This window comes from Bradyrhizobium sp., from assembly GCF_047605465.1.
Lineage (GTDB): Bacteria > Pseudomonadota > Alphaproteobacteria > Rhizobiales > Xanthobacteraceae > Bradyrhizobium.
Window position 1 is genome coordinate 1 of record NZ_JASGFS010000076.1, and the last position, 26,983, is coordinate 26,983.

The following is a 26,983-nucleotide window of genomic DNA, read 5'->3' on the forward strand; positions in this document are numbered from 1 at the left end:
CGGTCTCGCCGACGGGCAGGGTTGCAGCGCAGCGCTGCGCTCCAACCCAAGCCCACGAAAGGAAAGACCATGTATCACCAGCTCGCCACCCGGTTCGGCCGCAACGCCCATCAGATCAGCGGGCGCGAGCCGCTGGATAACGGGGCGCTTTATCGGCACGTCCCATCGATCTTCGCCCGCGAGGCGCATGACAGCCGTTCCGAGCGTTATGTCTATGTCCCCACCATCGACATCGTGGAAGGCTTGCGCCGGGAAGGATGGTTCCCGTTCTTCGCCGTGCAATCGGTCCCGCGCGACGGCAGCCGCCACGGCCACGCCAAGCATATGCTGCGTCTGCGCCGCGATGGCGGCATCGGCAAGCCGGAAGCGGCGGAAGTCATCATCGTCAACAGCCATGACGGAACCAGCGCCTATCAAATGTTCGCCGGGATGCTCCGTTTCGTCTGCACCAACAGCATGATTGCCGGCGAGCGGTTCGAGGAAATCCGCGTGCCGCACAAGGGCAATATCCAGCACGATATTATCGAGGGTGTTTATACCGTCGCAGAGGACTTCCCGCGCCTGATCGACGCCAGCGAGACCATGAAGGAAATCCACATTTCCGCAGACGAGCGCCGTGTGCTGGCCGAGGCGAGCCTTGTCGCCCGCTATGGCGAGGAGGAAAGCCCGCTGCGCCCGGAACAGATCATCGAACCGCGTCGCCGCGAGGATATGGGCGGGAGCCTTTGGAGCACGTTCAACGTCATTCAGGAGCATTTGACCAAGGGCGGGCTTCAAGGCCGCAAGCAGAATGCCGAAGGCCGCATCCGTCGCAGCCAGACCCGCGCCATCAACGGCATCGACCAGAATGTGACGCTCAACCGCGCGCTCTGGACGCTGGCGGAAGGGATGCAAAAACTGAAGGGCGCTTGATCCCGAACGCGACAGGGCCGCCACCCCCGGCGGCCCCTCCTTTTCGCGGCGACGACAGGGGCGGAAAATTCGCGCCGATCCGGCTTCGCGGATCGGCGGTGCGGCCATGCCATCGAACATGGTCGCGCTCGCCGGGCTACGCCCGGCTCGCAGAATCACGCAAGCATTGTTAAGAAGAAAATAACCAAGAGATTGATCGCGTTACACGCTCCAGTTATCTGGATAGCGCGGCTACAATTATTTCGACTTGTATTGGACGCTCTCTATCCGGGCATTGTTCTGCGTGTCCGGTATAGAGAGGTAACGCCATGCTGAGCATCGACTGGCGTTCTCCGGCGGAATACAGATTTGCCAAAAGCATCCCCGCTGCCGGTTTCGCTTGGGAATATCTTCGCCGACACGACGATTACCGTCGCGAGTTTCAGGCAATAGCCGGATTGCGCGAGCCAGACCCGGAGCGCATGGAAGCCTTCGTGCAGCGCTGGGGGTTGCGATTTTCCGACCGATCCTGAAACGCCGTCCGATCAGCAATCTCTCTTCTGGATTCCGAGTCTTCAGCCGCAAGCCGTGCTGCTTTCTCCAGTGCAGCATCGGCATGGCGAAACGGAGCCAATCGTGACGCTGGCGCATCTCGATGGCCTCGATTTACGCCAGGCGTCCGATGGCTGGCACGGCATCTGGCAGGTCGATGGCGTTGCGCACCAGTTCTGGCTTCCGCAAGCCGTTCCTGACGCTGCCGCTTTCTACGCCGCGGCCCTGCCGATGGATTCCTTTCTGGAACTGCGCGCTCATGCCGCTCGCCGCCTCTGGCGCGCAATCAATGGCCGCCCGCCTGGCTCCGACTTCCGTGCGATGCCGGCCCAGCTTCGACAGTGGCATATCTTGTCCCTGCGCGCGCTGGACGCGCGACTACGCGGCGAGAGCTATCGCACCATTGCCGAAGTGCTGCTCGGATTTGAGGGGACGAAAGAGGATTGGGAGATCGGGCCGCAAAAGAACAAAGCTCGCCGGCTTGTCGCTCACGGCATCAAAATGATGCGCGGGGGCTACCGGCTTCTGCTTCGCTATCCGATCAAATCACCGCAGGGATGACGTTCCGCGGCCCTGCGTGGCGCTCGTAACGGCCTGTTCCAGAATGCGCCGATAGCCTGCTTTCGACAGCCATTGCGCGCGGGCCAGATGGGTTTCCCAGCAATGCCGGCTGCGCGGTTCCCCGGTGACAGGATCACGGTGCAGGACGATCCGCGCCACTTCTCGCCAGTCCGCACCGTCGCGATTCGCATCCAGCAGGCGCAGATAGGTGACGTAATGCTGTTCGTCATAGTCGGTGACGATGTTGCCGCTCGGCGCTACGTCATCCACCTCGGGATCAAGTTCGACCGGATTGAGCATCGGCGACACTCCCCATTCTTGAGAAGGTTTCGTCTGCGGTGCGCCCCCGCAAAAATCCTCTCTGACTCTTGGTGATCGGGGAGTTCGAAACCGTGGTTAGACGGCCCTATAGCCTTTAGCCTGGAGAGCCTGTTGTATACGCCACAGGCTCCCCGACCATAAGATCAAGGAGTTCGATGCCGTCACGGCCGGCACCAACCGCTAACCAGGGGTTTCGACGCCCCGGAGCAGTGCGTCTCTGCTCCGCGTTCAGTATTAGCCGAACCGCGCGACGATGTCTTCGCCGATCCACGCGACAGGCAATGCATCGCTGAATTACCTCAACTTATTTGCTTTACAACGGCCAAAATGGGGTGCCGCCTGCGCATAGGTGCAAATGCGGCACGCTACCTGCCGCCGATCCCTCGCCATGGTTCGCCATAGCCCGCCGCCACGACGGCAGCGCGCATCCATCGACGAACCAGAGGTGATCTATGGCCATCCGCCCCAACGCGGACATGCCGCCGCGCCTGTTGCGCACACAGGAAGCCGCGCGCTTCCTCGGCATCTCCATCCGCACCCTTGAAAAGCATCGCACCTATGGCACCGGCCCGACCTATCGCAAGGTCGGCGGCCGCGTCCTCTACACTGTGCGCGATCTCGAAGCCTGGACCGAGATCGGCTCCCGCAAATCCACCCGCGATACCACCGCCGGCACGGTCTTTCCGGCCCGCCCGCTGACGCCGCAAGAGCGGGGTGAGTGCTGAATGCTGCGCGACGACGATCATAGCCCCGCGCAGCCGACCGACGCGAGCGAGCGCAATCGTCTGGCTCCCTTCGTGGTCGCGACTGGCGACGCCAGCCCGCGCGATCAACGCGACCTCATGGAGCGGCCTTTCTTCTCGCTGGCGAAGACGCCGCGCACCAAGCCGATCCTCTACAAGGCGGCCGATGTTGAGGTGCAGGTGCTCGCTATGCCCGAACACGGCATGGCGACCATCTGGGATGCCGACGTGTTGATATGGGCGGCCTCGCAGATCGTGGCGGCCGAGAACGACGGCCTGCGCACATCGCGCTTCTTCCGCTTCACACCCTACCACCTGTTGCGCGCCATCGGGCGACCGACCGGCAACCGCCAATATGTACTGCTGAAGGCCGCGCTCGCACGCCTGCAATCGACCGTCATCGCTACCACCATCCGCAACGGCCCGCATTGGCGGCGTCGGCAATTCTCCTGGATCAACGAATGGGAGGAGATGACTACGCGCGCCGGCCGCGTCGAGGGCATGGAATTCGTCCTGCCCGAATGGTTCTACAACAGCGTCGTCGACCACTCGCTCGTCCTCACCATCGACCCGGCCTATTTCCGGCTGACCGGCGGTATCGAACGCTGGCTCTATCGCGTCGCGCGCAAGCACGCCGGCCACCAGCGCCATGGCTGGCTGTTCGAGGTCGCCCACCTCCATGTAAAATCCGGCAGCCTCGCGCGCGTCTCCGACTTCGCGCTCGACCTGCGCCGCATCGCGGCCCGTCAGCCGCTCCCCGGCTATCGCCTTCAGATCGAGCGGGAGCACGGCCGCGAGCTGCTGCGCATCCGTCCCGAAACCTTGTCCACAGTGCCTGTGGAAACCCCTGTGAAAACCATCGGCACATCAGGCGCACGCGGTATCGGCACATCAGGCGCAACCCTATCGGCACATCAGGCGCACGGACCGCAGCTAAGTCTATGGCCCGAAAAGCGGAATCCGACTGCTAACTTAGAGTCTAACAGAGAATCTAACTTCTCGTCTTTGACGCACCCCCGCGCGAGCCGTCGTGCCGGTGCCGCCCGATCCATTGCCGACGTGCTGCGCGACATGCTCGCCAGCGACGACGGCCAGGGAGGACGGCCATGAGCGGCAAAGCCTCCCATCGCGCGCATGGCCGCCCGCAACCGGACGGGCCTGTGCCGTTCACAACGTTGGTCGAACTGACCTTCGAGAAACGCCGGATCGAGCATTGGATCAGGTTCGGCCACAAGAGCTACGAACAGATCCTCGACCGCCGCCGCAGCATAGTCGGCTTCGCACCGGGCAGCCTTTTCGCCTTCGTCCGCTGGGCCGCCGGCGAGCACGGCACGGTCATTTCTCGCATCGACATCGTGCAGGCCATCCGGCGCGGCGAGCCGTTCCAGACCTTGCCCTTCGTCCGTCCCGGCGGCGACATCCTGCTCAGGCTCGACGGCTGGCCCAAGGTCCAGCGCGCGCTTGCCGCGATCGACGCGGTGGAAGCACTCAGCGTCGATCCGGCCGACGCTTCGCCCGATCACTGGCGGCACGTCCATAACCGGCTCAGCGCCGGACTGGAGCCGAACGCCTACACGCCCGAGCGCCATGCTGCGTGGATCGGCCGCCGGAGGATCGAGCCATGAGCCGCCGCCGCGTCCTTGGCGCGGCGCTGCTCGCCGTCACCGCCGTCGCCGTGGACATGCCGACGAAACTTCTCTGGAACGCCACCGCCAGCGCGCCGATCGGCTTCTATGCGATCGAGCCCGCCGACCGGCTGACCGTGCCCGAGCTGGTCGCCGTGATGCCGCCCGAACCGCTCTCCGCCTTCATCGTCCAGCGCGGCTATGTCGGCGACAGCGTGCCGCTCCTGAAGCGCGTCGCCGGTCTTCCAGGCCAGCGGGTTTGCCGAACCGGCCGCGCCGTCACGGTCGACGGCGTGGCGATGGGCGATGCGCTCGACCGCGACCGGATCGGCCGCAACCTGCCCGTCTGGCAGGGCTGCCGCGTCATCGCGCCCGGCGAACTCTTCCTCATGAACAGCGGCGTCCGCGACAGCCTGGACGGCCGCTACTTCGGCCCGCTTCCGACCCGCGCCGTCATCGGCCGCGCGCAGCCCCTCTGGACCGATGAGGACGGCGGCCGCCGCTTCGTCTGGCGCGCGCCGACCCGCTGACCGCTTCCCGATCGGCGGGAGCGGTGTCCGCCGATGGATTTCTCAACGCCACCGCATGGAGACTAGACATGCCCCAGATCGGTCAATTCACGCGCGAGGCTTCCGGCTTCACGGGGCGCGTTCATACGCTGACGCTCTACCGCGAACTCACCATCATCCCGGCCGAGCATTCCGACGCGGAGAACGCGCCAGACTACCGCGTCCATCACGGGGCCGACGATGGCGCGGAGATCGGCGCGGCGTGGAAACGCACCGGCGAGAAGGCCGGCGAATATCTGTCCGTGCTCATCGACGATCCCGCCTTGTCGCAGCCGATCCGCGCCAACCTGTTCCGCGACGACGATGCGGGCGCGTCATGGTCGCTGCACTGGACGCGCCCGAAGCCGCGCGAAGAGCGGGACTGAAACCATGCGGCCCTCAGTCATCATCGCGCTCAAAGCCCTCATTCCTTTGTTCGCGAAAAGGCCGTCTCATTCCTTCGTCCCGCTCGACCGCAGGACGGCCGGCGCGCGCAGCGAAGGTCAAGGGCGGCCCTCGCCCGGCGCATCGCGCGCACCCTTGACCGCAGCGAGCACGCTGGCAGGCTGGCGTCGAGGCGGGGACGGGTCCGGCCGGCGCTATGCCGTGCTCTTGTCTCTGACGGTGCTGGCGATCACGTCGGAACCGGGCGTCACGATCGCGCAATCGGCCGTCGTCACGCGGCCCGTCAGCTATCCCGATGGCGCGCATATCGCCGAGGCGTCGCAGCGTTTCGGCATCCCCGAGCACTGGATTCGCGCCGTCCTGCGCGCCGAGAGCGCGGGCGACGTGCGCGCGATCTCGACGGCCGGCGCGCTCGGTCTGATGCAGGTCATGCCCGACACCTGGGCGGGCCTGCGCGTGCGCTACCGGCTCGGCCGCGATCCCTACGATCCGCGCGACAACATCCTCGCAGGCACAGCCTATCTACGCGAGATGTGGGACCGCTACGGCAATGTCGCTGCGATGCTCGCCGCCTATAACGCCGGTCCCCGCCGTTACGACGATCATCGCGGGACGGGCCGTCCGCTGCCCGCCGAGACCCGCGCCTATGTCGCTGCGCTCCTGCCGCTGCTCGGCGGCGCGGCGACATCCGATGCGCCGGAGAAGCGTGCCGAACCGCCGCCCGATTGGCGCGATGCACCGCTCTTCATCATGCGCGTGACCGACCGGCGAGCCACAGCCGAACCGTCTTCCGAAAGGCAATCCAGCGACGGTCGCGCTGCCGTTCCAGTGCGCGCTGCCGTCGATACGGAGCCACGGCGCGGCAGCATGTTCGTGGCCCGCGCGAACGATGGGGAACGGCGATGAGCATCGCGGTCCCGCGTTCTTGCGTGCGTCATCCGGTGTGCAGTCAGGCAAGGGAACACCTGGCTGCATTCTCGTCTGGAGGGACAGGAAGGGAAGAAAGGGCGGAGGGCAAGATAAAGGAAACCGGCACTCCGCTGGCCCGGTTTCGGGGCAAGCCCTTGTCTGCATACTGTTTTGGAGCGGCGCTGGCGGCACCTTCGTTTTGGGCATCGCGTGCCGCGTCTTCGCGCAAAGCCTTGGCTTTGCGGGGTTTTGAGCGGCACCACGGCCCGAAATCACCCGTTTTCCGTGGTTTTGCCTCGGAGGCGCTGGCTTGAGCGACGACGAGGAATTCCGCTTCCGCCCGAGGCCGGGCCGCGTGCGCGCCGATGCGCCCAAGCTCGGCAAGGCGAAGAGCTTCTTGACGCAGGCGAAGAAGATCGCCCGCCAGCATAGCAACACCCCGTCACGGGACTCGTCATCATCGTCGTCGCCATCGTCGCAGCGGTCCCGATCGCAGGGCGCCGCCAAGAGCGGCAAGAGCGCGCGGACGAGCGGCGGGCCGGGCCTGAAACGGGGACGCGGTGCGGCCTTCGTGCGCGCCCGCGCCCTGTCGGGCGGCTGGCGTCACAGCGTGCCCGGCGTGCGCCGCGTTGTCGTCAAAACCCGCTACGTGCAGGGCGCGGGCAGACAAGGAAAATCCGCCGCGCATCTGCGCTACATCCAGCGCGAGGGCACTTCGTGCGAGGGCGAGCGTGGCCAGCTCTATTCCGCCAACGAGGATCGCGCCGACGGCGCGGCCTTCGTCGAGCGCGGCGCGGACGATCGCCATCAGTTCCGCTTCATCGTCTCGCCCGAGGACGGCGCGGACCTCTCCGACCTCACGGCCTATACCCGCGACCTCATGGCCCAGGTAGAAACCGATCTCGGTACGAAGCTCGATTGGGTCGCGGTCAATCATCACAACACAGGCCATCCGCATGTCCATGTCATCGCGCGCGGCGTGGACGAGCTGGGCGAGAACCTTGTCATCAACGGCGACTATCTCGCCAACGGCATCCGCGAGCGGGCGAGTGATCTGGCGACACTGGAGCTTGGTCCCGTCACCGAGATCGAGCAGAGCCGCAAGCTCATCGCCGAGATCGGCCAGGACCGCTTCACCCGCATCGACCGTGCCATGACCGAGGAAGCCGATGACAGGTTCCTCGACCTGCGCCACGAGCCCGCCGATCCGAAGCGCCAGTTCAACCGGACGCTCCGCCTGCGCCGTCTCGCCAAGCTGGAGAAGATGGGCCTCGCCACCGAGCACACGCCGGGCGTCTGGGAGTTGGGTGAGCGCATGGAACCGGCGCTGCGCGAGCTGGGCGAGCGCGGCGACATCATCCGCAACATCCACAAGGCGCTGAAGGCCGACGGGCTGGAGCGCGACCCCATGACCTTCCAGATTCACGACGCCGCGCCGGAAGTCCCGATCGTCGGCCGCGTCGTCGACAAACATCTGACCGACGAGCTGGGCGAGAAGCTGACCGTCGTAGTCGATGGCATCGACGGCCGCACACACCATGTCGCCGGTATCGACGCGGCCCACGTCGCGGACGCCCGGATCGGCAGCGTCGTCGAGATCGGCCCGGCCGACACCGCAAGCCGTCCGTCCGACCGCACTATCGCGGCCATCGCCGAGGACGGCATCTATCGGCCGAGCCGCCATTTGGAACAGGCGAAGTTCGAGGGCCGCGTGCCGGGTGGTGACTATGAGGGCTTTGTCGATGCTCATGTTCGGCGACTAGAGGCGCTGCGCCGCACCGGGATCGCCGAACGGATCGACGCCGATCAGTGGCGTATCCCGCAAGACTTCGAGAGCCGCGCCGCCGCCTATGACGCCGACCGCAACCGGCAGGCCAATATCCGCATCCTCTCCGCCGCTCGGCTCGAACAGCAGATCGGCGCGGACGGCGTGACCTGGCTCGACCGGCGACTGGTCTCGGCCGAGACATCGGATCTCGCGCCATCTGGATTCGGTCAACAGGTGCGCGAGGCGATGGAGCGCCGCCGCGAGCATCATATCGACCGGGGCGACGCTGCCCGCCAGCCGGCCGGCGGCATCGCCTATCGGCGCAATCTTCTCGCCACGCTGCGCGAGCGTGAGGTTGCCCGCGTCGGTGGCGAGATCGCCACGACCAAGAACCTGCCGTTCCGCGCGGCGAGCGACGGCGAGACCGTCAGCGGCAAGTTCACCGGAACCGTCCAGCTATCGAGCGGCAAGTTCGCTCTGGTCGAGCAGAGCCATGAATTCACGATGGTCCCCTGGCGGCCTGTGATCGACCGCCAGCTTGGTCGGGAGGTCAGCGGTATCGTTCAGGGCGGTTCGGTATCATGGCAGTTGGGACGGAGTAAAGACATCTCAATTTGAGGCAGATGGGACAACTAACGCTTGTTGCTATAACTGAATGAAATCTCTTTGGGGGAAGTCATCAATGCCCCCAAAAGCCGGAAAACAAAAATCCGAATGGAGACGCCAAAGCTACCCTCTCGCTGGCCACCCTCGCGCGAACCGGCCTTGAGTGTGTGGCGCAAAATGCCACTTTATTGGCGTCTCCTACACTCGCAAATACCAGCGTTAACACCGAAATTTTACACGACCGTCCCTCGCTGTGCGGCGTGATCTGCAATCCGATCACAGGAGGTGCGTTCGTGCCGTGCGACCAAAAATAGAAAGGGGATTTTGAAGCAGAGCAAGCGAAGGAAGGCCTACCTCGCCTCGGTCCCCGGACAGATATCAATTAACCAGTGGCCCAAGTGGGCAGTCTCCTTGCTATCGATCCAGCTGCATTTAGATCTGGCGGTACGCGGCAACCGAATGCGGAACTAAACATGAATGGAAAAAATTTTGCTGTATCCAGTATGTTCTTCATACTGGGTCTGTGTTTTGGAAGCTGGAGTTCTCGGATCGCAACAATCAGGGATGGGCTTTCAATGTCGGATAGCATGCTGGGAAGCGTGCTGCTTGCTATGACATCCGGCCTGTTGATTTCATTACCTGTATCTGGGTGGGCAATCACGAGATTTGGTAGCCGGACAGTTGGTGTGTTCACGATTATCACCATTGCTGCTCTCCTTGCTCTTGTGCCCTTTGTTTCAAGCGTTTCTCAGCTAGCTGTCGTAATGTTTGTCTTCGGTTTCTCCTACAGCGCGGTCAATGTCTCAAACAACACGCAAGCCAGTATTGTTGAGAAATTCAGCGGAGAAACTAGGTTGCCGTTCTTTCACGGATTATGGGGACTGGCAGGTTTCGCTGGCGCAGGAATAGGTGCCCTCACCATTGGTCAAGGCATAAGTCTATCTCTGCATTTTGGGCTGATTTCCACTGTAGCAGCTATATCGGCGTTGGCCTGCTGGCGCTTTCTGTACAACGAGCCAAGCCTGGAACAAACAGGAAGGGCATTCGCGGCGCCGGATAGGTCGTTGCTCAACTACGGTCTTATCGCTTTTTTCGGCATGGCATGTGAATCGATCATGTATGACTGGAGTACTGTTTATTTTCAGGACGTCGTCTCTCCTGATCAGCGATACGTTGGTATAGGCTTCGCAGTGTTCATGGGCGCGATGACTGTTGGCAGACTGTTCATATTGAACAGTTTCGTAAACCGGTTCGGCATGAGAAAAACCTTGCAATGGAGCGGAATATTCATTTTAGCGGGTTTCGGGACGGCAATTCTATTTCCAAGTCTCGTACTATCGGCAATCGGATTCTGCCTCGCAGGACTCGGCATTTGCGGCGTTATTCCGCTGGTCGCAGGCGCTGCCGCCAGATCTTCGACCATGGCTCCGAGCTCCGCAATCGCATCTGTTCTGACCATTGGGTTTGCGGGGCTTCTCATTTTTCCGCCATTGGTCGGTTTTCTCTCTGATGCAGTTGGTCTTCGATACGCATTTCTGGTCGGCGTATTTTTGGCGATCGGGACTATCTATCGGGCGAGCAAAATACCGGAATAGCATCCACGGCGAGTACTGCGCGCAGGCGGCAGTGCAAACCGGACTCTGCGAACGATCCGAACCAACGGCGAAGCCCCATCGCCCGCGATCAAATGCCGAATACTGTGTGGCGACAGGTCGGTGCAGCAATCCCATCCATCAGTGGAGACTGATAGTCTTATCCTGTCAAGAAGGACGATAATGCGCGAACACATAGCCGGTAAAAGCCATCATTTCATCTTTTCACTCTGCTCCTGCGATGAAGAAGCAAAGCAATTGCCATCGCCGAAGCCCACAACTCCTATTGAATCGAGCCGGAACCACATTCGCGGCGATAGGTTGCGATTCTTCAATGCCTGGCGCGCGAAACCTCTGCAAATCGCGGCGCTAGCTCCCTCCGGTTCTGCTCTTGCGCAACTGATTACCAAGGAGCTCTCACCCAAGACGGGGAAAGTTCTGGAATTGGGGCCCGGGACTGGCGTGTTTACCCGTGCGATCTTGAGGCGTGGTGTTCCAGAAACGGACCTGACTCTGATTGAGTTCGAGGAAGCATTTGCAGAACTTCTGACCAACAGATTCCCTGACGCCACCGTACTGCAAATGAATGCCTCCTCCCTGCCTGCTGATACACGCTTTCAGCAATCCAGCTTTGGTGCCATTGTCAGTGGCCTTCCGCTCCTGTCGATGCGGCCACGAACAGTAATGCGAATTCTCGAAGGATCCTTTGCCGCGCTTGGGCAAGGGGGATCATTTTTCCAGTTTACCTACGGCCCTACCTGTCCTGTTTCCAGAAAATTACTCGATCGCCTCGGGTTAAAGGCAACTCGGATCGGTGGCACAATCGCGAATTTTCCACCAGCAAGCGTCTACCGGATATCGAGACGATCCGTCCGCACCACCGTGACGTCGGCCGAAGGCATTTGATTTAGCAAAAGAAGGAGAGAGCATTGTGAGGAATCGTCAATTCTTTCTGACCACACTTCCGAAGGACAAGCTTTCCACAGATCATTTTGAACTGCATGAAACTGAACTTCCTGGCCCTGCTGAGGGAGAAGTCCTCGTACAAACGCTCTACGTCGCCCTGGATGCTGCAAGTCGAGCTTGGATGCATGGGGCCACCTATCGGGCAGGACTTAAGAGCGGCGACCTCATGGCCGGCATGTCATTGGCCGAGGTGATTGAATCGCGTTCATCGCACCTGGCCCCCGGTGATCTCGTTTTTACCGAAACTGGCTGGCAGGTCTCTTAGTCATCAACTGCCACGCCTGCCTTCCCAGCCGAGTGAGGGTGACCTGAGACCCTTTTCTCCTCCGACCTGAGGGAGAGTCCTGGGTTTCATTTCTGACCTCAGGCGGCCTGTTTTTCCAGCGAGGATTTGAGGGCGAACTCGGCGGGCGTGATGTTGCCGAGGGCCGAGTGGGGTCTGTGGCGGTTGTAATCCTCCTTCCATGAGGTGATGGCGCTGCGGGCCTCGACAAGCGTCGAGAACAGCGTGTCGTTGAGGCACTCGTCCCGGAAGCGTCCGTTGAAGCTCTCGACGAAGGCATTCTGTGTCGGCTTGCCGGGGGCGATGTAGTGCCACTCGACGCCGGTCTCCTGGCACCAGCGCAGGATCGCCATCGAGGTGAATTCGGTGCCGTTGTCGGACACGATCGTCCCCGGCCCGCCGCGCAGACGAATGACGCCATCCAGTTCGCGAGCCACGCGCAGGCCCGAGAGCGAGGTGTCGGCGACGAGCGCGAGGCACTCCCGCGTATAGTCGTCGACGATGGCGAGCACCCTGAAGCGGCGGCCGTCCGAGATCGTGTCGGAGAGAAAATCGAGGCTCCAGCGCGCATTGGCCCGATCAGGCACGAGCATGGGCCTGCGCGTGCCCAGTGCCCGTTTGCGGCCGCCGCGCCGGCGCACCTGCAACTTCTCCTCGCGATAGAGCCGCCGCAGCTTCTTCTGGTTCATCACGATGCCCTGGCGGTCCAGCATGATGTGGATCCTGCGGTAGCCGAACCGCCGGCGCTCTCCTGCCACGGCCTTCATCGCCTCGCGCAACAGGGCATCGTCCGGCCGGGTGCTCGTGTAGCGCACCGTCGAGCGGTCGATCGTCAAGGCCAGGCACGCCCGACGCTGGCTCACTGCATGCACCGTGCAGGCATGAGCCACCGCCTTCCGCTTCGCATCGGGCGTCACCATTTTTTTGCGGCGACATCCTTCAGGATCGCGTTGTCGAGCATCTGTTCGGCCAGCAGCTTCTTGAGGCGGGCGTTCTCATCCTCGAGGGTCTTCAGCCGGCGCGCATCCGACACGTCCATCCCGCCGTACTTCGCCTTGAACTTGTAGAAGGTCGCCGAGGAGATGCCGTGCTTGCGGCAGACATCCGCCGTCGCAGCTCCAGCCTCCTGCTCCTTCAGCATCCCGATGATCTGCTCTTCCGTGAACCGTGAGGGGCGCATCGTCCGTCTCCGTGAGTGACGGACTCTACTCAAATCTGGAGGAAGATCAGGGTCTCAGGTCAAGGGGTGACAAGTTCGCGAATGGCCGATTTAAGGAGCTTTCCGGTAGCGTTGTGGGGAAGTTCGTCAACGATGATGACTTCGTCCGGGACGCACCACCTTCCGACCTTACCGGAATAGAGTGATATCATATCGTCATGTGTGAACATCGCGTCGGGCTGGAGTTGTACAACCAGGACGGGCCTCTCCCCCCAACGTTGATCGGGTCGCGCAACAACTGCTGCTTCAATGATAGAGGGATGGGCCTGGGCAATGTTTTCCAGTTCGATCGAGCTGATCCATTCGCCGCCAGATTTGATCAGATCCTTGGTGCGATCAACGATCTGGACGATATTGTCTTCATCGACCGTAACGACATCATTCGTGTCAAACCAAGCGTTGTCTTCATATGTAGAGTTTTGCCCGCTGTTAAAGTAGCCGGATGCAACCCAGGGTCCACGAACCAGCAGATTACCCATGGCCTTCCCGTCATGCGTTATAGGTTGGCCATCGGCATCATTCACGCGGATTTCGACACCGTAAATCGGTCGCCCCTGCTTGGTCAGGTTGAGCGCTTGCTTTTCCGATGACAGATTCCGATGTTTTGGCAGCTTTGCCGATACCAAGCCGATAGGACTCGTCTCTGTCATACCCCACGCATGGCGTACCATGATGCTTCGGCTATGGAAGCGGTTGATAATGTCAAGCGATGGCGCTGACCCACCCACCGCAATTCGTTGAAGGGTGGAAAAAGACTGGGCGTTTGCATCAACCCAGTCAAGCAGCGTCATCCAAACGGTCGGGACGCCGCCGGCAATTGTGACACCTTCACTTTCGAATAAGGAATGCAGGCTTGCTCCATCGAGGTTGGCGCCGGGCATAACCAGCTTGGCCCCCACAATCAGTGCCGAAAATGGAATGCCCCATGCGTTAACATGGAACATCGGCACGATGGGAGTAATCACGTCGCATGCGGTAAAACCAAAAACCTCGGGTAAGCAGGACGTCAATGCATGCAACACGCTGGACCGATGACTATAGAGCACACCTTTGGGGGCGCTTGTCGTGCCCGACGTGTAGCAGAGACCGGAAGCCGTGTTCTCATCCAGGTCAGGCCAATCAAACGCGTCGGATTCTGGAGCGATCAAGTCTTCATAGCAAAGCAGATTTGGCAGAATAGCCGATCTTGGCATGTTCGCCTCGTCTGTTAGTACAACGATGGCTTTTACGCTCGCAATCTTCGGAGCAATCGCTTCCAGTATCGGTACAAAGGTCAGGTCAACGAAGATAACGCTGTCATCGGCATGGTTCACAATGTAGGCGATTTGATCGTGAAAGAGGCGTGGATTGATCGTATGGCAAATGAACCCGGAGCAAGAGACGCCGTAATAGAGTTCCATATGCCGGTATCCATTCCATGCGAGCGTTCCAACGCGGTCACCTGATTTCAAGCCCATTCCATGGAGTGCATTCGCCAGCTTCTTACTGCGCCGCTCAAGGTCGAAATATGTATATTTGTGAATTCCGCCTTCCGTCGCGCGTGAAACAATTTCGGTCTCACCGTGATTTGCGACCGCATGATTCAGTATTGATGAAACCAGCAGGGGAACGTTCATCATCATACCATGCATTGCTGCCTCCTCCCATTTCTTGGTAAATTGTCGCACGGTGCCAGATTGATTAATGAACGGGCTCCGGATAGACGCTTAAAAGCATTCGTGACATCTCATCGAGTATCTGGTGATAAGTTTCGCGTGGCGACCCGGTAGATTTCGGTACGCAACATCGTCAAAATCCACGACACATCTGCAGTTGCGGACGGGATTGCCTGCCTCAATGCTATAAAACCGTGGACATTCCCTTCTGCTTGGTGAAACGAGACTTCGACCCCAGCTTTAGCCAATGCCATCGCATAGGCACGCCCTTGGTCGCGAAGCGGATCTAGCCCTGCAGTGACAACAACGGCGGGCGGAAGACCTTGAAGATTTGCAAGTAGTGGAGAGGTGCGATGGTCCTGTGCATCGGCACCGTAACAAGCGATAAACCAGTCCAGCATCGGTCCGGTTAGCAGATAACCTTCGGAAAATTCTTCAACACTGGGATAAGAGCGACTGATATCGGTGGCCGGATAGATAGGTGCTTGTAGCAGCACAGGCACGCTGGCGGGACGGTCTCGCAAAGCGAGAGCACTGACGATCGCAAGATTGCCGCCGGCCGAGTCGCCAACGAGTATTAGCCCGGAGACGTCGAATCCGAGCGTAGCCGGGCTTTCGGCTACCCAACGGCAGGCAATCTCGCAATCATCTGGCGCCGCCGGCCACTTCGCCTCTGGTGCCAGCCGATAATCAATAGCGATCACCGGCAGATCGAGCGCGCGCGCCATTTCCGCGCAGAAGCTGGCGTGGGAATCAAGGTTGCCAATTACAAACCCACCGCCGTGGAAGAACACCACTACTGCCGCCGTTCCTTGTCTCGCGCGTGGATCAAACATCCTTGCACGAACCAACCCATCCGCACTGGGAATCTCGAGATCACGTATGACAGCCAGATCTCCCATGGGCAGATCGGTCATGCTCACATCCTCAAGAAAGCGTGAGCGTGCCTCCTCGGGTTCCAGTTCGTGCAATTTGGGACCCGGCATATCGTTCAAGCCGTTCAGGAATATCTGGACGTCTGGCCGAACAATTGATGGAAATTTGATTGTATGAGCCATGTACCATGGCCTCCTCTACAAAATAGATTTGATTCCGATCAGAATGATTTTACCTCTGCCAAGAAGAGCGCTTTGGGGCGTCAAAGACACCACGGCGACAGGGTCATCATTTGAAAGCGAGGGGTTCCTGGTTGAACTCGAGCGCCTCAAAATCAACCCGATCCGCCCAGTAATCCTGCGAGTGACGCCATGGCTGCCTGTCACCGCTCTTCGGCAATAATTCCGCCCCACGCATGCCGTAGCCCGGATTCCATTCTTCAGTATCGAGCACGGAGCCCAGCTTCATGCTTCGTTCTTCATCCTGCAGTTTTGGGGTAATAGACTTGAAACCCTTCGCGCGCATGAAATTCAACATTTTGCAGACGAGGTCGCCGACAAGTTCGGCTCTCACTGTGTAGGCGGCGGAGCGGAAATAACCCGCCACCCAGGCGAGGTTGGGAACATCCGTAAACATCAAGCCGCGGTAAGTGATGGTCTGCGCCATGTCGAAGGCGACGCCATCCTTGGCAATCTGGATATCCCCGAATGCGTTGACATTGAAACCTGTCGCTGTGACGACCAGATCCGCTTCAAGCAGTTTTCCAGACTTCAGGAGAATGCCAGCCGTCGTGAATCTGTCGATTTCTCCTGTGATCACACTTGCCTTGCCGCTGTTAATTGCGTTGAAAAAATCGCCATCCGGGATCATGCAGACACGCTGTTGCCACGGCTTGTAATTCGGGACAAAGTCGTCCGGCAGGATTCCGCCAAGCGCGTTGCGAACGCCATCGAGCATTTCCTTCGTTGCCACTTCTGGATTATCAAGGCTGTGGCGGACCCAGGCATTGTGCTCCTTCAGGAGTTGCTGGCGCAGGATTTCGTGGATCCACTCCTTTGGAAGATCCAATTGACGCAGCTGCGTTGCCAAAGGATGCTCGTTCGGCGAAGCGAAATAATACGACGGGGAGCGTTGAAGCTGGACAACGTGCGCTGCCGCCTCGCTAAGGGCAGGAACGAGCGTCGCGGCTGTAGCGCCGGAGCCGATCACGACAATCTGCTTGCCAGCGTAATTATGGTCCTTCGGCCAGCGTTGCGGGTGAACTATATCGCCCGTGTAATCCTTCATGCCCGGCCAGTCTGGTGTGTACCCGTCAAGATGCCGATAATAACCTTGGCACATCCAGAGAAAATTGGCCTTGATCGTTACGACCTCCTGCCGGTCAGTTTGAACACTGACAAACCAGCACGACTGTGTACTCGACCACATGGCGCGCAGTATCTTATGACCATAACGAATGTGCTTCTGAAGACCGTAGTCGTCGATAACGTCACCCAGATATTGAAGGATTGCGTCACGTCGCGCGATTGGGGGGCCTTCCCACGGTTTAAAGCTGTAGGCGTAGGTGAACAGATCACTATCGGATCGTGCGCCCGGAAAGCTGTTTGAGCGCCATGTCCCGCCATGGCCATCGAGAGCGTCGAGCATAACGAAACGCGCCCAAGGGCAATCCCGAATGAGACGTGCAGCGGAGCCGATCCCCGAAATACCGGCGCCGACAATCAATACGTCAAAATGTTCAATTTCCGGCCGATCGGTGTCAAACACGCTCAGCACTTTGGTACCTGTTTGCTCGTTCATGCATTTCCTCCCATCGTCAGGGCGAGCCACAAGCCACAAAGCGCTCAAGCAACCTCCAGTGCTCCAGCCGTGATTGGCCCAATCTTCTGACGTCCACCGACAATAGAGTTTGCCAGTCCCAAGCGGCCAGTTGGCCTCAGGCCAAAAATGTGGCATTTTGAGCCAATGGAGGATTCGCTACATCAACTGCCTATGACTACGAGCTATTTGCGCCTTCTGTGCCGTGCCTACGGAACCGGGAGCGATCACGTGTTGGCGGGCACGAGCCTGACTGAAGACGACCTCGACAATCCTCATACGGAAATCAGCCTTTTCCAGCAGGTTCGTGCGATCGACAACCTGCTCACGCTCTATGGGCCAGGCTTCGTGTTCCTGAAGCCGGATATTTGGAACACCTCTATCCATGGGGCCGTCGCAATCGCTGCTATCTCGGCGCCAACCATTGGAGACGGGGTGGCTGTTTTGCCCCGCTACGGTCCTGCACGAACGCCATATCAGCGTGGGGTGATCAAGCCTTCGGGGACTTGTATGCTGTTGGACTGGGAAGTCACAGTTCCCCTCACCGAGGCGCAATGGCTGCCGATGATGGAGGTCAATTTTCTTGCTATCCGCTCGATGATCCGGGCTGCCCTGGGCGTTGAGGCTCTCGAACTGGAATTTGCATTTGCCGCGCCTGCTCCGTCTTACGCAGATCGCGTCCGTGAGGTCCTTGGTGGGAAGGTGCAATATGGTGCGTCGGTCAATCGTGTGAAATTTCCGCGATCCTGGTGGCCTATGCGGTCGGTCGCCGCAGACCCTGTCCTCTATAAGAGGGCGATAGATGAGTTGGAACTTGCCGTGCAGCGCCGGCAGGAAAACTCGGTCCCGCTTCAGGGGCGAGTGGAACGCTTGCTGCAGACGATGCCCGACGGGCGTCCAAGCGCCGAAATGGTCGCCGCCAGCCTGGGTTTATCACGACGGACAATGGTGCGCCGACTGCAAAAAGCCGGAACCGGTTTCCGGGAGTTGCTTGACGCTGAGTTGCGTCGCAGGGCTGTTGAGCTGAAAAAAACAAAACTGCGCCGCGATGATATTGCCTCTCGACTGGGATATGACGATCCGGCGAGCTTTAACAGGGCATGGCGACGCTGGTTTGGTCCGGCGAAAAAGAAGCAGCCATAGAAATTGCGCGTCACTATCGTGCGGAAATCACAATACTGACTGCGAGCTTCGTCAGGGTGTAAATATTACTTTGAGCGCGGACGACCAGCGAGATGAAGGTTTGCTCGTCGGCGCCTGCTCCAAGCCGAGATGGCGCTGCGCTTTCATTCTGATCGCCAGTGCCGGTATCACCGCTCGTCTTGGGCTCTCCTATGTCGCCGAACAGCGACACGGACGCTTTATTGGGCATCGCACTCGCAATGCTGGCAATGCCAAGCACGTTTGGAAAGCATCGAATTCTTGCGCGGCTCAAAGTACCACACATTTGGCTCATCATCCGCTGGTGAGGCGATGGCGGGCACAATAGGAAGAACACAAGGATCAATTTGATGACGCACGTTGGATAGGCTGTTTCTGCTAACAAATTGCAGAAGCAATCCGATCCGCACGGCTGGCAGGAGACACTGTCTTGCTGCTGGCAAGAACGCCCAATCACGCAAGGAAAGATCGAGGCGATGAAGCGATTTGATGGCAAGACGATATTGGTGACAGGTGGAACGAGCGGCATGGGTTTGGCGGGTGCCGAGCGGTTATTTGCCGAAGGTGCGGTTGTCACGATTACGGGACGGTCGGACGAGGGCATTGCCAGGGCATCGTCGTCGCTACCGTCCGACATCCGGGTAATTCAAAATGACGCTGCCTCGCCCGATGCGGGGAGTAATCTTGTCGCCCAACTCGACAGTGGTGTGAGGTTTGACGGACTATGGCTCAATGCCGGCATTGTCGGCATACGCCCATTTGAAGACGTCGATGCTGCGTTCTTTGATCAACTGATGAATACCAACGTTCGCGGTCCGGCTCTACAGCTTGCCGCACTCGCGGAGCGGCTGAACGACGGTGCGTCGGTTGTCTTGACTTCATCTACTTCCGCTTACGAACAGACGGCCATTACCAGCATCTACTCCGCGACCAAAGGTGCGCTCGTGTCGATGGCACGGTGCTGGGCGACCGCCCTCGCGCCACGCAACATCCGCGTCAATGTGTTGATTCCGGGTGCCGTAAAGACGAATCTTCGCAGTTTCCTGTCTGCCGAGCAGGAGGTTGAATTTGAAGAGCGCCTGACGTCGATAACGCCACTGTCGCGTGTGGCGGAGCCTGCCGAGGCGGCAGCGGTGGCGCTGTTCCTGCTATCAGATGACGCAAGCTATGTGACGGGAAGCCAGTATGCTGTCGACGGCGGTCTCGTCATGTTCTGATCCAGTGAGATTCGTTCCTTCGCATCTCTCTCAAATCGGATTCGAACCTCGACGAATGCGTTTCCAGCTCCATTTGGGTTATAGACTGCGATTGTTCGATGTGTTCAACATGCGGCGCCTATATTGAACCGGCGTGCAACCGAGCGCCCGCTGGAAGACGGTACTGAAAGCCGCCTCCGACAAGTACCCGACAGAGAAGGCTATCTTTCGCACATTGCTTTCTGTGGACTGGAGTAGATTCGCAGCGAGTTGCATGCGCCAGTTGGTGAGATAGCCGAGCGGGGTTTGTCCGACCACTTCGCGAAAGCGCACGGCGAAAGTCGTCCGGGACATGTTGGCGAGCCCGGCAAGGTCGGCCACGGTCCAGCGTCGTGTTGGCTCGGCATGCATGCCGGCGATTGCTCGAGAGAGGCGTGCATCGGCGAGTGCGCCGAGCCAACCTCTCTGATCCTCAGACGATTCCAGCCAGAGTCGCAGCACCTGTAGTAACATGATATGTGCCAGATGCTCAGCCATTAGGCTGCTGCCAGGTGAGTCTTGAGCCAGTTCCGCCGCAAGTTGTTCCAGAGACCACCTCAACACTTCCGCCTGTCTCGATGCTCCGCGGACGTGAATTACGGCAGGCAGCGCCGCAAACAGCTGAGCGAAGCGTTCCTTCTCAAAGGAAAAGCGCCCGCCGATCAGGACGAAATCCCCACCACCGTTGCACGTGGCCATCCCACCTACAGCGCCGTTGTAGATTGATCCCGCCTCTATCGCCGGCAGCCCAAGGCCACTCGCCGCAACAACGGGATAACCGCGTGTAAACAACACGCAATCCCCAGCCTCAATCCGGCGCGGTTCCAACTCGCCTTCAACCGTGAGCCAGCAGTTGCCCTTCATTACCGCGTTAAATTTTATCCCTTCGTGAGCAGGGAAGCTGATCGCCCAGTCCCCGCCGGCATCAAGCCCCACACTGATGGTTCCTTTGGGTTTCAGCAACGAAAGTGCATTTGACAAAGGGTCCATATCGCGAAATCCGAACGATCGAGAAATATATTCGTACTATTTAGCATGGATTGTTCCATGTGCGCATCCCAACTTTTTCCCGACAAGGATGAAATACAGCCAACACCTATTGGAGAGTGTACATGACCAACTACCAAAAGCCGATTCCCTCGGGTTTCGGAGCCAATAGCTCAACAACTGACGTTATCGCCAATATCGACCTCTCGGGGAAGCAGGTGATTGTAACCGGGGGACACTCAGGCCTCGGTCTCGAAACCACCAAAGCCCTATCGACGGCAGGCGCAGCGGTAACGGTAGCCTCCCGAAATCTCGATGACGCGCGCGCCGCGACGAACGGCATTTCTGGAGTCACGGTAGAAGCGCTCAATCTGGCGGATCTGAAGAGCGTTGAAGCCTTTGCGGAGAAGATTCTCAAGCGGGGCAAGCATATTGACATTCTCATTAACAATGCAGGCGTTATGGCGGCTCCTGAAACGCGCGTCGGACCGAACTGGGAGATGCAGTTCGCTACTAATCACCTTGGACACTTCGCGCTGACAAACAGGCTTTGGCCCGTCTTGTCCGGCGGCGCCCGGATCGTTTCGGTTTCATCGGCGGGGCACCATTTCTCTCCGATGCGTTGGGATGATCTTCACTTCGCTACTGGTTATGACAAATGGGTTGCCTATGGTCAGTCCAAAACCGCCAACGCACTCTTTGCAGTGGAGCTTGATCGGCTTGGACGCGAAAAAGGCGTCCGGGCCTTTTCGGTGCATCCAGGAAGCATCGCAACCCCGCTCCAGCGTCACCTGACTGTTGAAGAAATGGTGGCGGCCGGCTGGATCGACGCTGAAGGAAACCCTCTTATTCCACTTAAATCACCTGAACAGGGAGCCGCTACGGCCGTATGGGTAGCAACTACACCTCAGCTTGAAGGGTTCGGCGGCCTCTATTGTGAGGATTGTGATGTGGCTATTCGTGCCGACGATAGTACGCCGCCACTGGTGGGGGTAAAAGCCTATGCCGTCGATGAGAACGAAGCCGAGCGTCTCTGGGAAATCTCCGCAGAACTGACGGGTACAAATGCGTTCGGCAGTCAGTAATGAAAAGAGAAGTGGCGGAGTAATCTATCACATAGGGAGCGCGAGTTGGATGGTAGGCGAATTGTAGCAAGTTCAACTTGTAAGTGGTCATTATGCAGGTATTCGGCATGACTGCGTATTCGCTGACAGCGTAAGAAAATGATGCGGCGAAGGCAAACGAAGAGCGGAGTGCCAAGCAAACTGCTGAACGGCCGTGTTCCAATGGTCGCTCTGATCCAGACGCTCGCCGTTGCGGAATATCTAAGCTTCCATCGCGCCGCTCTGGCGCTCGGCACCAGCCAGTCGAGCGTCAGTGCCCGTATCAAGACCCTGGAGGAAGACCTTGGCATTGTCCTCTTCGACCGTAACACACGCGGTGTCCGGCTAACCGAAGCCGGACGCCGCTTCGTCGATCAGGTCCATGATGCGATGAGTATCCTTGATCGGGCGATAAAGACAGCCGGGATGCAGTCCCGCGGCGAGGAAGGAGAATTACGCATCGGCGTTCACGCCCTCACAACGGGTTGTTTCCTCGACCGGCTGCTTGAGCGATTCCACGATGACTATCCGAGTGTTCGTTTGCACATCACCGAGGGAACGGCGAGAGACGGGCAGTTCATGGTGCGGGAGGGGAAGCTCGATCTTGCGTTCATGGTTGGCGCCCATGATATTTCGGACCTCAATGCCCGCATTATCTGGCGCGATCGCCTACTGGTGGCGCTGTCGGCGAAGCACTTATTGGCGGGGCGGCCGGATGTCGATTGGCAACAGCTTGCCGAGGAAACCTTTCTTGTCCGCCATGGCGGGAGCGGCCCGCAGGTTTACGACCTGATCGTGACCCGGTCGGCGGGAAAATGGCTGACACCAGCGATTATCCGCGTTGCTGTCGGTCGCACCGCATTGCTGTCGATGATCGCAGCCGGGCATGGTATTTCGCTCTTTGCCGAAGAAGGCGTAGCGGCGAACACGGCGAATGTCGTTTTCCGACCGATCCGGGACGAACCTGAAACCATCCCATTTTCGGCTATCTGGTCGCCGTCCAATCGCGCACCCGCGCTTCTCAAGTTACTCGCGCTCGCGACAAACATGCGTTGATCTTTCCGTCGACCGATTCTCAACCAACCCACCAGTGCAGTGCCGGAGGAGTGCCGCGACAATCCGTCCTATTTGCCGTCGGCAGTATCCCATAGCCCTCCGGCAACACCTTTACTGTTGCAGCCGCGATGATTGCTTATTCTCTGATCGGCTCTGTCACTTTGCCGATCGGAGTCACTATGCGCGGAGGCCAAATACTCTGGGGTCAGATCACCGTCGTCTTCAGCATTGTCATTGTGATGACATGGGCCGCAACGCAATGGGTGGCGTTGCGGCTTGGCTTTCAGTCCCAGCTCGGAAACCCCTGGTTCGATCTCGCCGGTTGGCCGTTCTATCATCCGCTCGCCTTCTTCTGGTGGTGGTTCTCCTTTGACGCCTATGCGCCCACGATCTTCATGGAAGGCGCAGCCATCGCCGCGTCCGGCGGCATCCTTGCCATCGCTGCCGCTATCCTCATGTCGATCATCAGGGCGCGCGAGGCGCGCAACGTCGTGACCTATGGTTCGGCGCGATGGGCCGAGGACAAGGAGATCCGCAGCGCCGGGCTGCTCGGCCCCGATGGCGTCTTGCTCGGCCGATACGATCGCGACTATCTACGCCATGATGGGCCGGAGCACGTGCTTTGCTTCGCACCGACCCGATCGGGCAAGGGCGTCGGGCTCGTCGTGCCGACGCTGCTCACCTGGCCGGGGAGTTGCATCATCCATGACATCAAAGGCGAGAACTGGACGCTGACGGCGGGTTTCCGCTCCCGTCACGGCCGCGTGCTTCTGTTCGATCCGACCAATGCCCGATCGTCAGCCTACAATCCGCTGCTGGAGGTCCGGCAGGGGGAATGGGAAGTCCGCGACGTTCAGAACATCGCCGACATCCTGGTCGATCCCGAAGGATCGCTCGACAAGCGCAACCACTGGGAAAAAACCTCCCATTCGCTGCTGGTCGGCGCGATCCTGCACGTCCTCTATGCCGAGCCCGACAAGACGCTGGCCGGCGTCGCCAACTTCCTCTCCGATCCACGCCGCCCGGTGGAAGCCACCCTGCGCGCGATGATGGGCACGCCGCATCTCGGCGAGGCAGGCGTGCACCCCGTCATCGCATCTTCGGCGCGCGAGCTGCTGAACAAATCCGACAACGAGCGCTCCGGCGTGCTCTCGACCGCCATGTCGTTCCTCGGCCTCTACCGCGATCCCGTCGTCGCCCGCGTCACGGCGCGCTGCGACTGGCGCATCGCCGATCTTGTCGGCGGCGAGAAGCCGATCAGTCTCTATCTCGTCGTCCCGCCGTCAGACATCAACCGCACCAAGCCGCTCATTCGCCTCATCCTCAACCAGATCGGCCGCCGGCTGACCGAGGAGCTAACCGCATCGGGTAAGCGTCATCGACTGCTCCTGATGCTCGACGAATTTCCGGCTCTCGGCCGTCTCGACTTCTTTGAATCCGCGCTCGCCTTCATGGCGGGCTATGGGCTCAAGGGTTTCCTGATCGCCCAATCGCTCAACCAGATCGAGCGCGCTTACGGGCCGAACAACGCCATTCTCGACAACTGCCATGTGCGCGTCAGCTTCGCGACCAACGACGAACGCACCGCCAAGCGCGTGTCCGACGCGCTCGGCACCGCAACCGAGCTGCGCGATTCCACCAACTATGCCGGCCACCGGCTATCGCCCTGGCTCGGCCATCTCATGGTCTCGCGGCAGGAGACGGCGCGGCCGCTGCTGACGCCCGGCGAGATCATGCAGTTCCCGCCCCACGAGGAAATCGTCATGGTCGCGGGCACGCCACCGATCCGCGCCAACAAGGCGAAGTATTTCGAGGACGCGCGCTTGCAGGAGCGCATCCTTCCGCCACCGGAGCTGGTGGCCGCGCCCGCGAATGCAACGGCGACAGATGACTGGTCGGGCCGTGTCGTCGCGGCGGCGGGCCAGGCCGGCATAGGTGCGGGCGGCGATGACGGCGGCGATCCCGCCAATGCCGGCATCCGCCGCGAACCGGAGTTGCCCGAGCATGAAGAAATTCTGCCTCCTCCGCCGTCGCCAGCGCAGGAGTTTGAGCTTCTGGACGACGAACCCGATGTCGACGCGGCCAAGGCCAACGCCATGCGCGCACGGATGCGGATGGTCGCGCGGCAAGCCTCGCTCGATCCCGGCGACGGCATAGAGCTTTGAGGAGCTGCCCATGAGTTCGCGCACCCGCATGAACGTCTATTTCGATCCGACCCTGCTCAAGCAGGTCGAGGCGTTGGCGCTGCGCCGGAACATCTCCAAATCCGCCATCGTCGAAGCGGCCGTGGCCTCCTTCCTGTCCGGCGATACGAGCGAGAAGCTGGAAGCCGCCATGTCCCGCCGCCTCGACCGGCTCGGCCGCCAGATCGGCGCGCTCGACGAGGATGTCGCGGTGCTCGGCGAGACGCTGGCGCTGTTCGTCCGCTACTGGCTGATCTTCACCCCGCCGCTCTCCGACAATGCGCAGGCATCGGCGCGCGCCAAGGGCGCGGAGCGTTTCGACGGCTTCCTGCAAACGCTCGGCAAGCGTCTCGCGACCGGAGACAGGCTCCTCAAGGAACTGTCGCGCGACATCGACTCGCTGTCCGGAGAAGCCGAGATGGAGGTTACAAAGACGAGTGGCGATCCCGCCTGAATATTAGCGCCCGTCCTATTCGCCGCCGATAGCCGCCGACCGCCGCACGGCCTCCGATACTTGTTGAACAGCCCCGATTTCCGGCTCCTTTAATCATCCCCGATCGGGGAACCATCTGTTGCGTCCCCTTGGATTTTGGGGACGGCATGACTTCTTCTCATCAGAAACCGGAGGCAATCCAGCGCGGCGCGCGCATGTTGCGCACGGCGCTTGGGTCCGCCATCGCGCGCTTTCTGGAAGACCCCGCCGTCGTCGAGGTGATGCTGAACCCCGACGGGCGCATCTGGATCGACCGGCTTTCCGAAGGGCTGGCCGACACGGGCGAAACCCTATCGCCCGCCGATGGCGAGCGCATCGTGCGCCTGGTCGCGCACCATGTCGGCGCGGAAGTTCATGCCCGCTCGCCGCGTGTCTCGGCCGAGCTGCCCGAGACGGGGGAGCGATTCGAGGGCCTGTTGCCTCCGGTCGTCGCCGCACCCGCCTTCGCCATCCGCAAGCCAGCCGTCGCCGTCTTCACGCTCGACGACTATGTGGCCGCCGGGATCATGTCGGCGGACCAGGCCGTGACCTTGCGCGCGGCCGTCGCGTCCCGCGCCAACATCCTCGTTGCGGGCGGCACCTCCACCGGCAAGACCACGCTGACCAATGCGCTGTTGGCCGAGGTGGCGAAGACGCAGGATCGCGTCGTCATCATCGAGGACACGCGCGAACTCCAGTGCGCCGCGCCCAACCTCGTCTCGATGCGGACCAAGGAAGGCGTCGTCACGCTCTCCGATCTCGTCCGCTCTTCGCTCCGTCTGCGCCCCGACCGCATCCCCATCGGTGAGGTGCGAGGCTCCGAAGCGCTCGACCTTCTCAAAGCCTGGGGCACCGGCCATCCGGGCGGCGTCGGGACCATCCACGCCGGCACCGGCATCGGCGCGCTGCGCCGTCTCGAACAGCTCATCCAGGAAGCCGTCGTCACCGTCCCGCGCGCGCTGATCGCCGAGACGATCGACCTCGTGGCCGTCCTCTCCGGCCGCGGCTCCGCACGCCGGCTCGCCGAACTCGCCCGCGTCGAAGGGCTCGGCCCGGACGGGGACTACCACGTCACGCATCCCATCCCTTTGGCCATCCCCAGCAGCACAGGAGAACCTTCATGATCCGCATCCCCATGCGCGTTCGCCGCACCATCGCGACCGTCGCCGCCGTCACCTACGTCAACCTTGTCCTCGTCCCGGCCGCCCATGCCTCCGGCTCGTCGATGCCGTGGGAAGCGCCGCTCCAGAAAATCCTTCAGTCGATCGAAGGCCCGGTTGCCAAGATTATCGCGGTCATCATCATCATCGCGACGGGCCTGGCGCTTGCCTTCGGCGACACGTCGGGCGGCTTTCGCAAGCTGATCCAGATCGTATTCGGCCTGTCGATCGCCTTCGCCGCATCGAGCTTCTTCCTGTCGTTTTTCTCGTTCGGCGGCGGGGCGCTCG

Annotated in this window: 28 protein-coding genes; 21 read left to right on the top strand and 7 right to left on the bottom strand. The window is 60.5% G+C overall.

Annotated elements, in window-relative coordinates:
* The first annotated feature begins 69 nt into the window (after nucleotides 1–69).
* The 3 genes from QM712_RS32220 to QM712_RS32230 all read left to right on the top strand — a co-directional run bounded on the left by QM712_RS32220 (nucleotide 70) and on the right by QM712_RS32230 (nucleotide 2,004).
* The gene (locus tag QM712_RS32220) at nucleotides 70–912 is read left to right on the top strand and encodes a DUF932 domain-containing protein (protein WP_415027189.1); all 843 of its coding nucleotides are present in this window, start codon (nucleotides 70–72) and stop codon (nucleotides 910–912) included.
* A gap of 308 nt (nucleotides 913–1,220) precedes the next feature.
* A complete protein-coding gene (locus QM712_RS32225) occupies nucleotides 1,221–1,424 on the top strand; it encodes a transcriptional regulator domain-containing protein (protein WP_415027190.1) in 204 nt (67 codons plus the stop codon).
* 58 nt (nucleotides 1,425–1,482) lie between these two features.
* On the top strand, nucleotides 1,483–2,004 hold the full coding sequence (locus tag QM712_RS32230; RefSeq protein ID WP_415027215.1) for a DUF2285 domain-containing protein: 522 nt from the start codon (nucleotides 1,483–1,485) through the stop codon (nucleotides 2,002–2,004).
* Here QM712_RS32230 and QM712_RS32235 read toward each other — a convergent pair.
* Entirely contained in the window at nucleotides 1,990–2,304 is a 315-nt protein-coding gene (locus tag QM712_RS32235) for a DNA -binding domain-containing protein (protein WP_415027191.1), read from the bottom strand. The genes QM712_RS32230 and QM712_RS32235 overlap by 15 nt on opposite strands.
* 473 nt (nucleotides 2,305–2,777) lie before the next feature.
* On the opposite strand from QM712_RS32235, the gene QM712_RS32240 reads away from it, so the two are divergent.
* The 10 genes from QM712_RS32240 to QM712_RS32285 all read left to right on the top strand — a co-directional run bounded on the left by QM712_RS32240 (nucleotide 2,778) and on the right by QM712_RS32285 (nucleotide 11,752).
* The gene (locus QM712_RS32240) at nucleotides 2,778–3,050 is read left to right on the top strand and encodes a helix-turn-helix transcriptional regulator (RefSeq protein ID WP_415027192.1); all 273 of its coding nucleotides are present in this window, start codon (nucleotides 2,778–2,780) and stop codon (nucleotides 3,048–3,050) included.
* Nucleotides 3,051–4,178, top strand: coding sequence for a replication initiator protein A (locus tag QM712_RS32245; RefSeq protein WP_415027193.1), 1,128 nt, complete (start codon nucleotides 3,051–3,053; stop codon nucleotides 4,176–4,178).
* Nucleotides 4,175–4,693, top strand: a complete 519-nt coding sequence (locus tag QM712_RS32250; RefSeq protein ID WP_415027194.1) for a DUF2840 domain-containing protein — start codon at nucleotides 4,175–4,177, stop codon at nucleotides 4,691–4,693. Before QM712_RS32245 ends, QM712_RS32250 begins: the two co-directional genes overlap by 4 nt.
* Nucleotides 4,690–5,223 carry a S26 family signal peptidase gene (locus QM712_RS32255; RefSeq protein ID WP_415027195.1) on the top strand — a complete coding sequence of 178 codons (534 nt, stop codon included), beginning with the start codon at nucleotides 4,690–4,692 and terminating at the stop codon, nucleotides 5,221–5,223. The genes QM712_RS32250 and QM712_RS32255 overlap by 4 nt, the downstream gene beginning before the upstream one ends.
* A gap of 68 nt (nucleotides 5,224–5,291) precedes the next feature.
* Complete coding sequence (locus tag QM712_RS32260; RefSeq protein WP_415027196.1) at nucleotides 5,292–5,627, top strand: DUF736 domain-containing protein; 336 nt, start codon at nucleotides 5,292–5,294, stop codon at nucleotides 5,625–5,627.
* Between the two features lie 4 nt (nucleotides 5,628–5,631).
* Entirely contained in the window at nucleotides 5,632–6,552 is a 921-nt protein-coding gene (locus QM712_RS32265) for a lytic transglycosylase domain-containing protein (RefSeq protein ID WP_415027197.1), read from the top strand.
* A gap of 1,156 nt (nucleotides 6,553–7,708) precedes the next feature.
* Nucleotides 7,709–8,941 carry a DUF3363 domain-containing protein gene (locus QM712_RS32270; protein WP_415027216.1) on the top strand — a complete coding sequence of 411 codons (1,233 nt, stop codon included), beginning with the start codon at nucleotides 7,709–7,711 and terminating at the stop codon, nucleotides 8,939–8,941.
* A gap of 461 nt (nucleotides 8,942–9,402) precedes the next feature.
* Nucleotides 9,403–10,524, top strand: a complete 1,122-nt coding sequence (locus QM712_RS32275) for an MFS transporter (RefSeq protein ID WP_415027198.1) — start codon at nucleotides 9,403–9,405, stop codon at nucleotides 10,522–10,524.
* 180 nt (nucleotides 10,525–10,704) lie between these two features.
* Complete coding sequence (locus QM712_RS32280; protein ID WP_415027199.1) at nucleotides 10,705–11,427, top strand: class I SAM-dependent methyltransferase; 723 nt, start codon at nucleotides 10,705–10,707, stop codon at nucleotides 11,425–11,427.
* A gap of 25 nt (nucleotides 11,428–11,452) precedes the next feature.
* Nucleotides 11,453–11,752, top strand: coding sequence for a hypothetical protein (locus QM712_RS32285; protein ID WP_415027200.1), 300 nt, complete (start codon nucleotides 11,453–11,455; stop codon nucleotides 11,750–11,752).
* Between the two features lie 98 nt (nucleotides 11,753–11,850).
* Here QM712_RS32285 and QM712_RS32290 read toward each other — a convergent pair.
* From QM712_RS32290 to QM712_RS32305, 4 genes are all read right to left on the bottom strand, one after another.
* Nucleotides 11,851–12,950, bottom strand: a protein-coding gene (locus QM712_RS32290) for an IS3 family transposase (RefSeq protein ID WP_415027201.1) whose coding sequence is annotated in 2 segments (ribosomal slippage) — nucleotides 11,851–12,689 and nucleotides 12,689–12,950 — 1,101 coding nt in all. Because the reading frame shifts where the segments join, the coding sequence is not laid out codon by codon here.
* A gap of 59 nt (nucleotides 12,951–13,009) precedes the next feature.
* Nucleotides 13,010–14,620 carry a long-chain-fatty-acid--CoA ligase gene (locus QM712_RS32295; protein WP_415027202.1) on the bottom strand — a complete coding sequence of 537 codons (1,611 nt, stop codon included), beginning with the start codon at nucleotides 14,618–14,620 and terminating at the stop codon, nucleotides 13,010–13,012.
* Nucleotides 14,621–14,715: 95 nt separating this feature from the next.
* Nucleotides 14,716–15,702 (bottom strand): alpha/beta hydrolase, encoded by a 987-nt coding sequence (locus tag QM712_RS32300; protein ID WP_415027203.1) that lies wholly within the window; start codon nucleotides 15,700–15,702, stop codon nucleotides 14,716–14,718.
* Nucleotides 15,703–15,808: 106 nt separating this feature from the next.
* Nucleotides 15,809–17,320, bottom strand: coding sequence for a flavin-containing monooxygenase (locus QM712_RS32305; RefSeq protein ID WP_415027204.1), 1,512 nt, complete (start codon nucleotides 17,318–17,320; stop codon nucleotides 15,809–15,811).
* A 249-nt stretch (nucleotides 17,321–17,569) separates the two neighbouring features.
* On the opposite strand from QM712_RS32305, the gene QM712_RS32310 reads away from it, so the two are divergent.
* On the top strand, nucleotides 17,570–18,481 hold the full coding sequence (locus tag QM712_RS32310; RefSeq protein WP_415027205.1) for an AraC family transcriptional regulator ligand-binding domain-containing protein: 912 nt from the start codon (nucleotides 17,570–17,572) through the stop codon (nucleotides 18,479–18,481).
* Nucleotides 18,482–18,494: 13 nt separating this feature from the next.
* On the opposite strand, the gene QM712_RS32315 is transcribed toward QM712_RS32310, so the two are convergent.
* A complete protein-coding gene (locus QM712_RS32315) occupies nucleotides 18,495–18,740 on the bottom strand; it encodes a hypothetical protein (protein WP_415027206.1) in 246 nt (81 codons plus the stop codon).
* 145 nt (nucleotides 18,741–18,885) lie between these two features.
* Here QM712_RS32315 and QM712_RS32320 point away from each other — a divergent pair, with 145 nt between their 5' ends.
* Nucleotides 18,886–19,716 carry an SDR family oxidoreductase gene (locus tag QM712_RS32320; protein ID WP_415027207.1) on the top strand — a complete coding sequence of 277 codons (831 nt, stop codon included), beginning with the start codon at nucleotides 18,886–18,888 and terminating at the stop codon, nucleotides 19,714–19,716.
* A gap of 78 nt (nucleotides 19,717–19,794) precedes the next feature.
* Here the strand turns inward: QM712_RS32320 and QM712_RS32325 are convergent, their stop codons facing one another.
* Nucleotides 19,795–20,724: an AraC family transcriptional regulator gene (locus QM712_RS32325; RefSeq protein ID WP_415027208.1), complete on the bottom strand. Its 930-nt coding sequence runs from the start codon at nucleotides 20,722–20,724 to the stop codon at nucleotides 19,795–19,797.
* 122 nt (nucleotides 20,725–20,846) lie between these two features.
* On the opposite strand from QM712_RS32325, the gene QM712_RS32330 reads away from it, so the two are divergent.
* The 6 genes from QM712_RS32330 to QM712_RS32355 form a co-directional block, all read left to right on the top strand.
* The gene (locus QM712_RS32330; RefSeq protein WP_415027209.1) at nucleotides 20,847–21,806 is read left to right on the top strand and encodes an SDR family NAD(P)-dependent oxidoreductase; all 960 of its coding nucleotides are present in this window, start codon (nucleotides 20,847–20,849) and stop codon (nucleotides 21,804–21,806) included.
* Between the two features lie 168 nt (nucleotides 21,807–21,974).
* Nucleotides 21,975–22,880: a LysR family transcriptional regulator gene (locus QM712_RS32335; protein WP_415027210.1), complete on the top strand. Its 906-nt coding sequence runs from the start codon at nucleotides 21,975–21,977 to the stop codon at nucleotides 22,878–22,880.
* 179 nt (nucleotides 22,881–23,059) lie between these two features.
* Nucleotides 23,060–25,045 (top strand): conjugal transfer protein TraG, encoded by a 1,986-nt coding sequence (locus QM712_RS32340; RefSeq protein ID WP_415027211.1) that lies wholly within the window; start codon nucleotides 23,060–23,062, stop codon nucleotides 25,043–25,045.
* Between the two features lie 10 nt (nucleotides 25,046–25,055).
* Nucleotides 25,056–25,517 carry a CopG family transcriptional regulator gene (locus tag QM712_RS32345; RefSeq protein WP_415027212.1) on the top strand — a complete coding sequence of 154 codons (462 nt, stop codon included), beginning with the start codon at nucleotides 25,056–25,058 and terminating at the stop codon, nucleotides 25,515–25,517.
* 146 nt (nucleotides 25,518–25,663) lie between these two features.
* Nucleotides 25,664–26,659 (top strand): P-type conjugative transfer ATPase TrbB, encoded by a 996-nt coding sequence (trbB, locus tag QM712_RS32350; protein WP_415027213.1) that lies wholly within the window; start codon nucleotides 25,664–25,666, stop codon nucleotides 26,657–26,659.
* Nucleotides 26,656–26,983 (top strand): TrbC/VirB2 family protein (locus QM712_RS32355; protein ID WP_415027214.1); only part of this gene is annotated, 328 nt, incomplete at its 3' end. The genes trbB and QM712_RS32355, both read left to right, overlap by 4 nt.